Here is a 12,585-nt window from a genome sequence, read left to right on the forward strand (position 1 = left end):
GGTTTCCCAATTAGACTCATAAGAGCACCTACGGTCTTAGACAGCACAACCCGTTGTGCTGAACTAATAAATTCTTGATTCATCATCAAGCCATTTGTCAAAGACAGCGGGTAGCTTGATGATGAAAAGTCGCACTATTATAAGTGAATTTATTTTAAAATCAAGTTAAATATTGTATCTACTTGATTTTTAATCAAATTACTTATTAACGCGATGTGGAACTGGATCGATTGCAATGCCAGGACCCATAGTGCTAGATAGCGTGATCTTCTTGATATAGATACCTTTAGAAGTCGCAGGCTTAGCACGCTTAAGGTCGTTTAGAAGTGCAGTTGCGTTTTGTTCGATTTGTTCAGCAGTGAAGCCAACTTGACCGATTGAAGCGTGGATGATACCCGCTTTATCAACACGGTATTGAGCCTGACCAGCTTTAGTGTTCTTAACAGCAGTTGCAACATCAGCAGTGACTGTGCCAACTTTTGGGTTTGGCATCAAGCCACGTGGGCCAAGGATAGTACCCAACTGACCAACAACACGCATAGCGTCTGGTGATGCGATAACCACATCAAAGTCCATGTTGCCAGCTTTGATGCTGTCTGCTAGGTCTTCAAAACCAACAACATCTGCACCTGCTTCTTTTGCAGCTTCTGCAGCAGCGCCTTGAGCAAATACAGCAACACGCTTAGTTTTGCCAGTACCTGCTGGTAGGTTAGTTGCACCACGAACCACTTGGTCTGATTTACGTGGGTCAACACCTAGGTTGATTGCGATGTCGATTGACTCTTTGAATTTTGCTGCTGGTAGATCGTTTAGGATTGCTACCGCTTCTTCGATGGTGTATAGCTTGTTGCTATCGACACGATCTTTGATTAGCTGTTGACGCTTAGTTAGCTTAGCCATTATACACCCTCCACAGTGATACCCATTGAGCGAGCAGTACCAGCAATGGTACGAACAGCCGCTTCAAGGTCAGCAGCGGTTAGGTCTGCTTGCTTGGTTTTAACGATTTCTTCTAGTTGTGCACGAGTGACAGTACCAACTTTGGCGCTGTGTGGTGTGCTTGAACCTTTAGCGATGCCAGCTGCTTTGCGTAGTAGTACGGCTGCAGGTGGTGACTTCATCACAAATGTGAATGATTTGTCGCTAAATACGGTAATAACAACTGGAATTGGCAAGCCTGGTTCGATGTTCGCAGATGCTGCGTTGAACTCTTTACAGAATGCCATGATGTTAACACCTTTTTGACCCAAAGCTGGACCAATTGGTGGCGAAGGGTTTGCCTTACCGGCAGGCACTTGTAGTTTGATGTAGCCATCAATCTTCTTTGCCATGAGAATCTCTCCTATGGTGGGTACAAACGCTCAATGAGCTCCCCGTGAATAACAAGCCCTAGACAAGACGCCTAGAGCCCAAACTGCGTATTATACGCAAATTAATTAATCTTTTCAACCTTGGTGAATTCAAGCTCAACTTCAGTTGGGCGGTTGAATACACTCACGGTTAGATGAAGTTTTGATTTGTCGTAATCAACTTTTTTCACCAAGCCTTTGAAATCAGTGAATGGGCCATCGATGACCAAGACTTCTTCGCCTGGTTCAAATAGCGTCTTCGGACGTGGTGCATCGCCATTTTTATTGATGCGATTTAGGATGCGGTCCGCTTCTGCTTTGGTGATTGGCGCTGGATGTTCAGGTGTGCCACCAATGAAACCTGTGATATTTGGACAAGTTTTAACAACATGCCAAGTATCTTCGTTCATTTCCATATTAATCAGCACATAGCCCGGAAATAGTTTTTGTTGCGTGGTGCGTTTTTTGCCATCACGCATCTCGATGACTTCTTCGGTAGGTACAAGGACATCACCGAATTTATCAGCAAATTCACTGCGCTTAATACGCTCAATCAAAGAACGCTGAACTTGATTTTCATAACCAGAAAACGCTTGAATAATATACCAACGCATGCGTTCAACCTCTCCAATTTATTCGTTAAATAATAAAACCAATGACATAATTAAAGAACATATCAAGTAGCCACACCAAAATACCAACAATAATCATGACAAGGATAACTTGCCATGTGTATTTGATGGTTTCGTCTTTGGTTGGCCATGTGACACGGCGCAATTCAATACCCGCATCTTTTAGCAATGTTTTAAATGCACGACCTTGATGTGTCAGCGCCAAACAAACAAAAGCAAAAATGACCAATCCGGCTGTAATACCGATTTGGGTCCAAATGTTGTTGGCTGGTGCCCAGTATCGTGGCAAATACTCACTCACCAAAGTTGATGAGATTAAAGCAACAATCGCCAATAACCACAAAATAGAATCTAAGCCTGTACGAGTTTTAGCAACTTCGACAACGCTTTCTTTTGAGATGGTTAGTGGTGTTTTTTGTTGAGTTGTATTTGTTGATTGGGTATCCAAATTGTCTTTGTTATTGCTCATGCAGTGACTTGCCTTGGAATGACCAATTTTTTTGATGTAAAAGAGTGGTATTATAAGAAGATGGCAGGCGATGAGGGACTCGAACCCCCAACCCTCGAATTTGGAGTCCGATGCTCTACCAATTGAGCCAATCGCCTAGGGTTAGTTATGGATTGCTATTATATCAAGCTTTTTTGATTTTGCAAGCTTTTTTTGCAAAAAAGTTATTGGTAGATAATAAAAAAAGACAAACCCTCTCGGATTTGTCTTTTTGCTTGGTTGTTCTGTTTGACGATTAGTCTTTAACAGTTGCAACAACGCCAGCACCTACGGTACGGCCGCCTTCACGGATTGCGAAGCGAAGACCTTTGTCCATAGCGATTGGGTGGATTAGCTCAACGCTCATCTCAACGTTATCGCCTGGCATAACCATTTCAGTGCCTTCTTGTAGAGTGATTGCACCAGTTACGTCAGTCGTACGGAAGTAGAACTGTGGACGATAGCCATTTAGGAATGGGGTGTGACGACCACCTTCTTCTTTAGATAGTACGTATACTTCTGCGTCGAACTTGGTGTGTGGTGTGATTGAACCTGGCTTAGCAAGTACTTGACCACGTTGAACTTCTTCACGCTTAGTACCACGTAGTAGGATACCACAGTTCTCACCTGCACGACCTTCGTCTAGCAGTTTACGGAACATTTCAACACCAGTACAGGTAGTTTTTTGAGTTGGTTTGATACCAACGATTTCGATCTCTTCACCAACTTTGATGACACCTGATTCAACACGGCCAGTTACAACAGTACCACGACCTGAGATTGAGAATACGTCTTCGATTGGCATTAGGAATGCTTTATCAACAGCACGCTCTGGCTCTGGGATGTAGCTGTCTAGGGTGTCTAGTAGTTCTAGAATTGCTGGCTCACCATATTGACCTTGGTCACCGTTTAGGCCTAGTAGTGCAGAACCTTTGATGATTGGAGTGTCATCACCTGGGAAGTCGTAGTCAGATAGAAGTTCACGAACTTCCATTTCAACTAGCTCTAGTAGCTCTTCGTCGTCAACTAGGTCGCACTTGTTCATGAATACCATGATGTATGGTACGCCAACCTGACGAGATAGTAGGATGTGCTCACGAGTTTGTGGCATTGGGCCGTCAGTTGCAGCAACAACTAGGATAGCGCCGTCCATCTGTGCAGCACCAGTGATCATGTTTTTAACATAGTCAGCGTGGCCTGGGCAGTCAACGTGTGCGTAGTGACGCGCAGCAGTGTCATACTCGATGTGAGAAGTGTTAATGGTAATACCACGTGCTTTTTCTTCTGGAGCAGAGTCAATTGCAGCGTAGTCTTTTGCTTCACCACCGTGGTGCTTAGCAGCAACGGTCGCAATAGCAGCAGTTAGAGTGGTTTTACCATGGTCAACGTGACCGATGGTACCAACGTTTACGTGTGGCTTGTTACGTTCAAACTTGGCCTTTGCCATGATGGTTTCCTCGATTAATGTGCGATTTGGGTGTATCCCAATGCACAAAGGTTAATAAATTTATCTGCAATGCTGCCCAAAAAAGACAGCATTGGCAGTTTTATCAGAATGGGACGATAAATTACTCGTCGTCATCCTTCGCAGTGAACTTCTTGATGATCTCGTCAGCAACGTTCTTCGGAGTTTCTTGATATTTTACAAACTCCATTGAGTAAGTTGCACGACCTTGAGACATAGAACGCATTTGAGTTGCGTAACCAAACATCTCAGCTAGTGGTACTTCGGCACGGATAGACTTAGTACCGCCAGGTAGATCGTCCATACCTTGAACCATACCACGACGACGGTTTAGGTCGCCCATGATGTCGCCCATGTAGTCTTCTGGCGTTTCTACTTCAACTTTCATGATTGGTTCAAGTAGCGCTGGGCTTGCTTGTAGGAAGCCTTTTTTGAACGCCATAGAACCAGCCATTTTGAACGATAGTTCGTCAGAGTCAACATCATGGTATGAACCATCGTATAGAGTTGCTTTTACGCCAACAACTGGGTAACCAGCTAGAACGCCGTTTTTCATACGCTCTTGGATACCTTTATCAACCGCTGCATGGTATTCTTTTGGAACCACACCACCAACGATTTCTTCAGCGAATTCGTATTCTACATCACCAGTAGGATCTAGCGGTTCTAGGCGTAGCCATACATGACCGAACTTACCACGACCACCAGTTTGGCGAACGAATTTGCCTTCAACTTCAACAGTTTGGCGGATAGTTTCACGGTATGCAACCTGCGGTGCACCGATGTTCGCTTCAACACCGAATTCACGCTTCATACGGTCAACGATGATGTCAAGGTGCAATTCACCCATACCTGAGATGATGGTTTGACCTGATTCTTCGTCAGTGCGAACACGGAATGAAGGGTCTTCTTTTGCTAGACGGCCTAGAGCAACAGACATCTTCTCTTGGTCAGCCTTAGTTTTTGGCTCAACTGCTAGAGAAATTACTGGCTCTGGGAATTCCATACGCTCAAGGGTGATGATGTTGTCGTTATCACACAGTGTATCACCAGTGGTTACATCTTTCATACCAACTAGGGCAGCGATGTCACCTGCGCGGATTTCTTCGACTTCTTTTTGTTCATTTGCGTGCATCTGTACGATACGACCGATACGTTCACGCTTCATCTTAACAGGGTTGTAAACGCTGTCGCCTTGCTTAACTACGCCTGAGTACACACGAACGAATGTTAGGTTACCAACATATTTGTCGTTCATGATTTTGAACGCTAGTGCAGCAAATGGTGCTTCATCAGACGCTTCACGAGATGCTTCAGTTTCGTCTTTGTCGTCTAGGATACCTTTGATCGCTTCAACATCGTTTGGTGCTGGTAGGAACTCGATCACGGCGTCAAGCATACGCTGAACACCTTTGTTCTTGAACGCAGAACCACAAAGCATTGGTTGGATTTCGCAAGCTAGGGTACGGATACGTAGACCTTGAACGATCTCTTCTTTGGTTAGATCGCCATTTTCTAGGTATTTATCCATTAGCTCTTCAGATGCTTCAGCAGCCGCTTCAACCATGTTGGTACGCCATTCATCAGCAGTATCTTGAAGATCAGCAGGGATATCACCGTACTCAAACTTCATGCCTTGTGATGGCTCGTCCCAGATGATTGATTTCATCTCGATCAAATCGATAACACCAGAGAAAGTATCTTCTGCACCTACTGGTACAACGATAGGCACTGGGTTACCGCCTAGGCGAGTTTTCATTTGCTCAACGACGCGGAAGAAGTTGGCACCAGTACGGTCCATTTTGTTAACGAACGCTAGACGAGGTACTTTATATTTGTTAGCCTGACGCCATACAGTTTCAGACTGCGGCTGTACACCACCTACCGCACAGTAAACCATGCACGCACCGTCAAGTACACGCATAGAACGCTCAACTTCGATCGTGAAGTCAACGTGGCCTGGGGTGTCAATAACGTTAATGCGGTGTTCTTTGAACTGGTTGCCCATGCCTGACCAGAATGCGGTGGTCGCAGCAGAAGTAATGGTAATACCACGCTCTTGCTCTTGTTCCATCCAGTCCATGGTAGCAGCACCATCGTGTACTTCACCGATCTTGTGTGATACACCTGTGTAGAACAAAATACGCTCAGAAGTAGTAGTCTTACCGGCGTCAATGTGTGCCGAGATACCGATGTTGCGGTAGCGGCTAATTGGGGTTGTACGAGCCATAATTTTTCCTAGAAAAATTCTGTTTAATTTGGTAAATCCGCCAGCCAAACAGTGCTCGGTCTGGCAGATTTTTGAGTTTTGTTTGGGAAATTACCCAAAAACAATCGCAAGTTTTTGCTGACAAGCAGCCAAAACCAATTAGAAGCGATAGTGTGAGAACGCTTTGTTTGCGTCCGCCATACGGTGAACATCATCACGTTTCTTGATGGCTGCGCCTTTACCTTCTGAAGCATCGCTTAGCTCACCAGCTAGGCGTAGAGCCATTGATTTTTCAGAACGCTTAGATGCAGCGTCTGCCAACCAACGCATTGCTAGGGCAGTACGACGGGATGGGCGTACTTCCATAGGTACTTGGTAGGTAGCACCACCAACACGGCGAGCTTTAACTTCGACGGTTGGGCGAACATTTTCTAGCACTTCTTCAAAGAAAGCGACAGGATCTTGGATGTCTTTTTTAGCAACAACTGCTTCTAGAGCACCGTAAACGATCTTTTCTGCAACTGATTTTTTACCATCAACCATTACGTGGTTAATGAATTTAGCGATTGTTTGGCTGCCGAATTTTGGATCTGGTAGGATTTCACGGGCAGCGACGACACGACGTCTTGGCATAATAGTTTCCTTATTTCTTCAGGATTGTCTGGTATAAAGCTAGGTTTAACCAGCCTTACTGCATGAGTGGGTCTGACACACCAAACCCCAATTCATGCAAATGATGTCTTAGGCTTATGCCTTAGGACGTTTAGCACCGTACTTGGAACGGCCTTGCTTACGATCTTTTACGCCTGCACAGTCAAGTGCACCACGTACGGTGTGATAACGCACACCTGGCAAGTCTTTAACACGACCGCCACGGATTAGAACAACGCTGTGCTCTTGAAGGTTGTGGCCTTCACCGCCGATGTAGCTAGAAACTTCATAGCCTGAAGTTAGACGCACACGGCACACTTTACGCATTGCTGAGTTTGGTTTTTTTGGTGTGGTGGTGTAAACACGAGTACACACGCCACGACGCTGTGGGCACGCTTGCAACGCAGGAACTTTTGATTTTTCCTTGATGGTTGTGCGACCCTTGCGGATTAGCTGGTTTGTAGTTGCCATAGGGCAATTCTCTCCCGTTGTTGTTAAAAATTCGCCATTAGCAAATCACCGACAGCTGTCAGCAACTTATCCAATAACGCAAATCCCCTTTTTGGGACACTATATTATAGGACTAAATTAATAAAACTTCAAGCTTTGACAAAAAATTGTCCCAGTTTTCGCTCCATTAACGCCCTATAGTTATCATTTTAATGACAAAATTGGTCAATTTGATGACAATTTACTTGGTCAATCAAGAATTTTTGGCGTTTCGATGTGCTTGATTTGAGATTTTTGGGCAAATGTCGCCATCGCTGTGCCAATCACTTCATCAATCAGCATCCGATTGTAATACACACCCGCCCCTGTCGTCACAAGTGGCAACAGTCGATGTAGCCATGATGGGTTAAGCTTATCGATATCAAAATAATTGCCCAAATCTGCAAGCTGTTTGGTATAAATCTGCATACTCTGATGCTGTTTGCCCAATGTATCTAGCTCTGATGCCAAGCCTGTCTCATAGGCGTTTTCAAGTACATTATGTGCCATGGCAAGTGCTGTTAGTAGGACTTGTTTTTCGTGCAGATGCTCAAGTCTTGCCGTCGATAAGATGCCAAAAGCAATCGTTAGCCCATGCCTACCCGTCAGTGGCTGCTGATAAATCATCGCAAGCCCAAAGACCGTCTTTAATGACACCATCAACAACCACGCCATATCCAGCACTACGCCTTTTAGACCCAAAGATGCTGTCATACCACCCATCGTGGCAAGCGTACGCTGTGCATTGGCAAAATCCTTGGCAAATGCTTGTTTGGCATCATCATCCATGATATGCAGCTGCCCAAAACGCTCATCACGAGTGATGGCAAAATCAGCCCAGCGTCGTGCCAAATTCGCCACTTGATCAAACAGCCAATCACTACCCTTATCCAGTTCAGGCTTTGGGATGAATTTGAGCGCCAAAGTCTGTACACTCGTGCCTTTATGACCAAATAACAGACGAAATGCTTGACCACCTTGGGCGTGAAACGCATCGACGCCAAAGTCTGACTTTTGGATATCCACCGCAGGATAGGCTGCTTGGTTAATCGCCAAATGCTCACCCAATTTGCTCAATGCCGTTGAAATCTTATGCGTCAATTTGCGATGGCGTGGATAAGTCGCCATCACTGGGGTATCGCTGTTGGTGGGCGTATCGCTACGGTTAGTCATGTCTGTGCCTGCGTTTTTTTGTTTATGATATGCTAAAAATAATACACTGCTTAAGGGTAGCATAATTTTGGGGGAATGAAAACGCTTGGGGCGGGCTCATGTGTTTGTTTGGTGGTTTTTTGTGAAAAATTAAAAAAAATCTCATCATTGGTAAAATAATTTGTTACAATAGTCGCATTACAACTGTAAACTTATTAGGAAATGCTCATGAAACGAGTCGTCATCACAGGTGCAGGCATTGTCTCATGCCTAGGCAATGATTTAACCACCGTCAAACAAGCGCTCATGGATGGAAAATCAGGGCTAACATTCAACCAAAGCTATGCCGAGCATGGTTTTAAATCACAAGTCTCTGGCAGTATCGATGCTGATAGCCTAGATACCACAGGCATCGACCGCAAGCTCAAGCGATTCATGAGCGATGCCAGCCTATATGCCTATGTCTCTGCCCTAGCTGCCATCAAAGATGCAGGGCTCAGCGTCGAAGATGTCGCTGACAATCCACGAGTGGCGGTCGTCGCAGCATCAGGTGGCGCATCGACTGCCGATGTCGTCGCTGCTGTCGATGCCATGCGTGAAAAGGGTTTGCGTGGCGTGGGTGCGATGGCTGTGCCAAAGGTGATGGCAAGCTCGGTTTCAGCTACCCTTGCCACAGGCCTAAAAATCAAAGGCACTTCGTACTCGCTGTCATCAGCCTGTGCCACATCTAGCCATTGCGTCGGTCATGCGATGGAGCTGATTCAGCTTGGCAAGGCTGATATGGTCATCGCAGGTGGCGGTGAAGGTGAGCATTGGACGCAGTCATGTATGTTTGATGCGATGGGTGCGATGAGCACGCAGTACAACGACACGCCGACCACTGCCAGCCGCCCTTATGACAAAGACCGTGACGGCTTTGTGATTGCAGGTGGTGGCGGTATGGTCATCGTCGAGAGCCTAGAATCTGCCCAAGCTCGTGGCGCAACCATCCTTGCCGAAATCACAGGCTATGGCGCAACTTCTGACGGCGCTGAGATGGTCGCACCAAGCGGTGAAGGTGCGGTACGCTGTATGCAAATCGCCCTAGCCCAAGCAGGCCTTGACAAGGTGGATTATGTCAATAGTCACGGCACGAGCACGCCACTTGGGGACATCACCGAGCTGAACGCCATCGCTACTGCCTTTGGTGGGGTCAATAACACCCCTGCCATCAGCTCAACCAAATCGATGACTGGTCATAGCCTAGGTGCGGTCGGTGTCCAAGAGCTGATTTATTGCCTATTGATGATGAATCACGACTTTATCGCCCCAACCATCAACATCACCAACCTAGATGATGGCGCAAAAGACTTTGACATCGTCACCACCACACGCCACACAGCGGTGAACAGCGCCATGAGCAACAGCTTTGGCTTTGGTGGTACAAACGCCGCCCTAGTCCTACAAAAATTCTTGGGCTAAGAGCACCATCAACCAACCGCCCCATCTTTTGATGGGGTTTTGTTTTTTGTATAATGTGTGGTGTTCAGCATACAGTGATTATTGCCAATCTTGGCGATGACTTTTTTGTGGGTAATACACTACCCAGCTTATTTGACGGTGACGATTATACAATAGAGTTATGTAACATTTTTGGTAAATAGCCAACATGGATTGAGTTAATCATGTTTGATGGTGCGTTGTACGCACCCTACTGGACTACAGCCCCTATTTTTATTGATAATGTTCATGTGGTTAAAGAGTAGAATTTTATGTTTATAAGTTTATACGAGCCTTTTTCAGAGCAAGACTATACCAATGATGACAATCACGCAACCGTTATAAATTGTCTGGTACATTTACTATCAATAGATAAAATAGATGTGCGTGGATTTGAAATGTGGTTTAAGGATGGTCATGTTGGTGGCGATATCGCTTGGGGTATTTCGGACTGGGATGAATATATGGCAGAAGACCACAATATCCACGAAAAATTTGATGGATATTTATTCTATATTGATGCTGATGAGCATGGTGATTTATCAAGAGGAGAGGATCAAAAAAATATTAACAAAAGAAGAGATAAAGCCCTTCATAAAAAGCATTATAGAACATTATTTAAAAATAGATATTCAAAATAATACTGGTGTATGGAATTTAATTTGGCTGTCTAAAGATTTTGGTTTTTATTAAAAAAATCGATAAAGGTCAAACTAAAAATGTTGTCATCAATATTTCAGTAGTGCTGTAGGGTGCGTACAACGCACCATGAAAAAGCAATTTAAAACTAGACTGCGAGAAAATGTCGTGAGTCGATGCATATACACCCCATCCCTTGATGGGATTTTGTTTTTTACCAAAGTGCTTTACAATAAAGCTTTTAGTCATTCAATCATGATAGTTATGCGCCATTTGCCATTGCCCAAAGCCTTTGCCCTAAGCCTGCTGTGCACCGCCCTACTGAGTGCCTGCACACCACAAGCCGAGCAGCCCACACCGTCTGATGATACAGCCACACCCAGCACGAGCCTGACGCACGATACCGATGCCAAAATCATGGACGAAGAATTTGCCACCGGCCCAAAAGCCGCCGCCACTCGCACACCCGCCCCGACCGAAGTCCGCCACAGTGCTGATGGTCAAGTCGCCACCATCGCCATCGACTATGGCAATGCCAGCGTTGGCGAATACACTGCGCCTGTGCGTGGGCTAATCATCGCCCCAGTGCAGTCAGATAAGCCCACACCACTGATTATCCTAAGTCATCTGCGCGCGCCCAACTGCGCCGACCTAGAATCACGCTATCCATGCGCCGATGGTATCGCTGAGCTGCGCTATGACGAAGGGATGCAGTATATCGGCGAGCATCTTGCCAAGCTTGGCTTTACGGTGGTGATTCCTGACCTTGCGCCTGCGTTTATTGGGCTTGGGGTCAAAGAGCCGTATGATCAGACGCTACTTTGGCAACATATCATCAGCCCATTCATCAGCACCATCGAGCAGACCAATGGCGGTGATGATAAGCTGGGTACGGCGATTGCACCTGTGGATTTGACCAATATTGGCTTGTTTGCCCATTCTCGCTCGGCGCAGATGACAGACACTGCCAAAAGGCTGTTTGGCGATCACCTAAAAAGCATCCTAGCCTATGCGCCATCGTATGAGACCTTTGAGCTGGCTGATATCTCGCCTGCACCGATGGATATTCCTTATCTTGCCATCGTCGGTAGCCGTGATACCGATGTCGGCGCATCTGCCAATCTGTGGCTGTCGCACTATGCCACCACACCGAGAAACACGGTGGCAAGCACGGTGGAGCTGCCGCATTTTGGTCATATGTCCATCAATCGCACCGCCGCCAAAGCAGGCATTGACGACCGTCGTGGCTGTGATATGATCGCTTGTCAAGATGACAAGGCGCATGAGCAGATGATACTTGATGTCATCAGTGAGTGGTTCGGCGCAAGCTTACAAGGCAAACACAGCACCCTACCACTCACCCCACACACGCCACTACCTGAGCAAGTGGCAAATCACAGCGCAAGATGGCTCGCCCTAAGCCCAAAAGCCATCGGCTATGTCGATGCCAAAGCATTCAGCGAAACTGCGCTGGATAAATCCGCAGGCGTCCAATACTGCGCCTATTCAGACCCGATGAACCCTGCGGCCGCCATCATGCCTGCTTGCCCTGAGCCCGAGATGGGCGTGGTGCAGATACTCACCCCTGTGGCGTATATCGACCACAGTGCCAAAGCCACCGCCACTATCAAAGGCGCAAGCGCACTTGCACTACATATCGCCCCTGCGGGCAGTCATGCCGATGGCAAAGGTGCGACTGTTGATATCGCTCTACTGCTTGATAATGGTGAAACCGTCAGCCTAACCATCCCTGCCACACATCCTGCCCTGATGGATAGAGCGAGCGAGCACGACAGTGGTAGCTATCGACTTGGCACAGTACATCTACCCCTACCACAGAGCATCGCCGATCGCACCATCACCGCTGTCACTATCACCACCGACCGCCCTGTGTTGGTGCGTAGTGTGGATTTTTGGTGATTGGATAAATAATGACCCAACGCCCAAACGCCCGCCCATTGTTTGATGACAACGGTGGGCGTGATGGGGGTTTTGTTTTTGGGTAATTTGCTATACAATTTGTCTTTTTTATT

At 46.4% G+C, this 12,585-nt stretch carries 12 protein-coding genes and 1 tRNA gene; 3 read left to right on the plus strand and 10 right to left on the minus strand.

Annotated features, from left to right (window positions below; translation table 11 throughout):
- Window positions 1-198 precede the first annotated feature (198 nt).
- The 10 genes from rplA to B0680_RS04970 all read right to left on the minus strand — a co-directional run bounded on the left by rplA (window position 199) and on the right by B0680_RS04970 (window position 8,455).
- A complete protein-coding gene (rplA, locus tag B0680_RS04925; RefSeq protein ID WP_078253969.1) occupies window positions 199-900 on the minus strand; it encodes a 50S ribosomal protein L1 in 702 nt (233 codons plus the stop codon).
- Window positions 900-1,331, minus strand: a complete 432-nt coding sequence (rplK, locus tag B0680_RS04930; protein WP_078253971.1) for a 50S ribosomal protein L11 — start codon at window positions 1,329-1,331, stop codon at window positions 900-902. The genes rplA and rplK overlap by 1 nt, the downstream gene beginning before the upstream one ends.
- Window positions 1,332-1,432: 101 nt before the next feature.
- Window positions 1,433-1,963: a transcription termination/antitermination protein NusG gene (nusG, locus tag B0680_RS04935; protein WP_078253972.1), complete on the minus strand. Its 531-nt coding sequence runs from the start codon at window positions 1,961-1,963 to the stop codon at window positions 1,433-1,435.
- 25 nt (window positions 1,964-1,988) lie between these two features.
- Entirely contained in the window at window positions 1,989-2,450 is a 462-nt protein-coding gene (gene secE, locus B0680_RS04940; RefSeq protein WP_078253974.1) for a preprotein translocase subunit SecE, read from the minus strand.
- A 61-nt stretch (window positions 2,451-2,511) separates the two neighbouring features.
- A tRNA-Trp gene (locus B0680_RS04945) sits at window positions 2,512-2,587 on the minus strand.
- 137 nt (window positions 2,588-2,724) lie between these two features.
- Complete coding sequence (tuf, locus tag B0680_RS04950; RefSeq protein ID WP_078253976.1) at window positions 2,725-3,915, minus strand: elongation factor Tu; 1,191 nt, start codon at window positions 3,913-3,915, stop codon at window positions 2,725-2,727.
- A gap of 121 nt (window positions 3,916-4,036) precedes the next feature.
- On the minus strand, window positions 4,037-6,163 hold the full coding sequence (fusA, locus tag B0680_RS04955) for an elongation factor G (RefSeq protein ID WP_078253978.1): 2,127 nt from the start codon (window positions 6,161-6,163) through the stop codon (window positions 4,037-4,039).
- 138 nt (window positions 6,164-6,301) lie between these two features.
- Complete coding sequence (rpsG, locus tag B0680_RS04960; protein WP_078253979.1) at window positions 6,302-6,775, minus strand: 30S ribosomal protein S7; 474 nt, start codon at window positions 6,773-6,775, stop codon at window positions 6,302-6,304.
- A gap of 114 nt (window positions 6,776-6,889) precedes the next feature.
- Complete coding sequence (gene rpsL, locus B0680_RS04965; protein ID WP_003656377.1) at window positions 6,890-7,264, minus strand: 30S ribosomal protein S12; 375 nt, start codon at window positions 7,262-7,264, stop codon at window positions 6,890-6,892.
- Window positions 7,265-7,492: 228 nt separating this feature from the next.
- The gene (locus B0680_RS04970) at window positions 7,493-8,455 is read right to left on the minus strand and encodes an EcsC family protein (protein WP_158078299.1); all 963 of its coding nucleotides are present in this window, start codon (window positions 8,453-8,455) and stop codon (window positions 7,493-7,495) included.
- 207 nt (window positions 8,456-8,662) lie between these two features.
- On the opposite strand from B0680_RS04970, the gene B0680_RS04975 reads away from it, so the two are divergent.
- The 3 genes from B0680_RS04975 (at window position 8,663) to B0680_RS04985 (ending at window position 12,472) form a co-directional block, all read left to right on the plus strand.
- Window positions 8,663-9,895 carry a beta-ketoacyl synthase N-terminal-like domain-containing protein gene (locus B0680_RS04975; protein ID WP_078253982.1) on the plus strand — a complete coding sequence of 411 codons (1,233 nt, stop codon included), beginning with the start codon at window positions 8,663-8,665 and terminating at the stop codon, window positions 9,893-9,895.
- A gap of 290 nt (window positions 9,896-10,185) precedes the next feature.
- The gene (locus tag B0680_RS04980; RefSeq protein ID WP_078253983.1) at window positions 10,186-10,554 is read left to right on the plus strand and encodes a hypothetical protein; all 369 of its coding nucleotides are present in this window, start codon (window positions 10,186-10,188) and stop codon (window positions 10,552-10,554) included.
- A gap of 262 nt (window positions 10,555-10,816) precedes the next feature.
- Entirely contained in the window at window positions 10,817-12,472 is a 1,656-nt protein-coding gene (locus tag B0680_RS04985; RefSeq protein WP_078253985.1) for an alpha/beta hydrolase, read from the plus strand.
- Window positions 12,473-12,585: the final 113 nt, after the last annotated feature.

Source organism: Moraxella pluranimalium, assembly GCF_002014825.1.
GTDB classification, from domain to species: Bacteria; Pseudomonadota; Gammaproteobacteria; order Pseudomonadales; family Moraxellaceae; genus Moraxella; species Moraxella pluranimalium.

What these genes read in the sequence shown, in the direction of transcription:
- B0680_RS04975 (WP_078253982.1), top strand. Translation starts at nt 8,663, where the DNA reads ATGAAACGAGTCGTCATCACAGGTGCAGGCATTGTCTCATGCCTAGGC.
- fusA (WP_078253978.1), bottom strand. Translation starts at nt 6,163, where the DNA reads ATGGCTCGTACAACCCCAATTAGCCGCTACCGCAACATCGGTATCTCG.
- rplK (WP_078253971.1), bottom strand. Translation starts at nt 1,331, where the DNA reads ATGGCAAAGAAGATTGATGGCTACATCAAACTACAAGTGCCTGCCGGT.
- B0680_RS04970 (WP_158078299.1), bottom strand. Translation starts at nt 8,455, where the DNA reads ATGACTAACCGTAGCGATACGCCCACCAACAGCGATACCCCAGTGATG.
- rpsG (WP_078253979.1), bottom strand. Translation starts at nt 6,775, where the DNA reads ATGCCAAGACGTCGTGTCGTCGCTGCCCGTGAAATCCTACCAGATCCA.
- rplA (WP_078253969.1), bottom strand. Translation starts at nt 900, where the DNA reads ATGGCTAAGCTAACTAAGCGTCAACAGCTAATCAAAGATCGTGTCGAT.
- rpsL (WP_003656377.1), bottom strand. Translation starts at nt 7,264, where the DNA reads ATGGCAACTACAAACCAGCTAATCCGCAAGGGTCGCACAACCATCAAG.
- nusG (WP_078253972.1), bottom strand. Translation starts at nt 1,963, where the DNA reads ATGCGTTGGTATATTATTCAAGCGTTTTCTGGTTATGAAAATCAAGTT.
- secE (WP_078253974.1), bottom strand. Translation starts at nt 2,450, where the DNA reads ATGAGCAATAACAAAGACAATTTGGATACCCAATCAACAAATACAACT.
- tuf (WP_078253976.1), bottom strand. Translation starts at nt 3,915, where the DNA reads ATGGCAAAGGCCAAGTTTGAACGTAACAAGCCACACGTAAACGTTGGT.
- B0680_RS04985 (WP_078253985.1), top strand. Translation starts at nt 10,817, where the DNA reads ATGCGCCATTTGCCATTGCCCAAAGCCTTTGCCCTAAGCCTGCTGTGC.
- B0680_RS04980 (WP_078253983.1), top strand. Translation starts at nt 10,186, where the DNA reads ATGTTTATAAGTTTATACGAGCCTTTTTCAGAGCAAGACTATACCAAT.